The organism is Streptomyces sp. AC627_RSS907 (genome assembly GCF_019049165.1).
The window spans coordinates 1-672 of the sequence record NZ_JAGMUE010001463.1 but is presented as its reverse complement, the minus strand read 5'-3'; the positions used below and the strand labels follow the sequence as shown (position 1 = coordinate 672).

The 672-nt window shown below is 71.6% G+C and carries 1 protein-coding gene; it reads left to right on the top strand.

The genetic code is table 11. The features are described 5' to 3' along the window. Window positions 1–114: 114 nt before the first annotated feature. Complete coding sequence (locus KUM32_RS42455) at window positions 115–609, top strand: hypothetical protein (protein WP_217146915.1); 495 nt, start codon at window positions 115–117, stop codon at window positions 607–609. The last annotated feature ends 63 nt before the right edge of the window (window positions 610–672 follow it).

Below are 672 nucleotides of genomic sequence, written 5' to 3'. Positions count from 1 at the left end.
CCGTCTCTTGCGGTGTTAGCTACATGGTCTGACCTGGTGAGGTGAACGACTGGAGCGGCGGGAGACATGGGCCGAGCGGACGACAGGCGGGCGCGCCAGAGGCGCGCCCGCCGCGTGAGGAAACCCACTGGCGCCACGGCGGACAACGCGCCCGCGGCGATACCCGGCGGCACGCCCCGCGCGGCCACCGGCGCCGAAGGCGGCACCGCGCGGCGGGACGCGCCACGCTGGGCCGTACGCGGGCGCGGGTCCGCGAACGCCGGCAACTCCGGCAAGACTGCCAGCGCTGGCAACGCCGGCAAGACTGGCACGGCTGGCAAGGTCGGCGCCGCGTCGGCCAGGCCGAAGAAGACCGGCATCCGCCGCTTCTTCACCTGGCGGAAGCTGCTCGCCTACGCCGTCGGGATGATCGCGCTGGTCATGGGCGCCCTCGCCGCGCTGTACGTGCTCGTGGACGTCCCCTCGGGCAACGCCGCCGCCAAGGCCCAGTCCAACGTCTACCGCTACAGCGACGGGACGGTCTTCGCCCGCACCGGCGACGTCAACCGCGAGTCGGTGAAGCTGTCCAAGGTGCCGAAGGACGTCCAGCACGCGTTCGTCGCCGTCTAGAACAAGAACTTCTACAGCGACTTCGGCGTGGACCTCATGGGCCCCCCCCGCGGCATCGTCAAC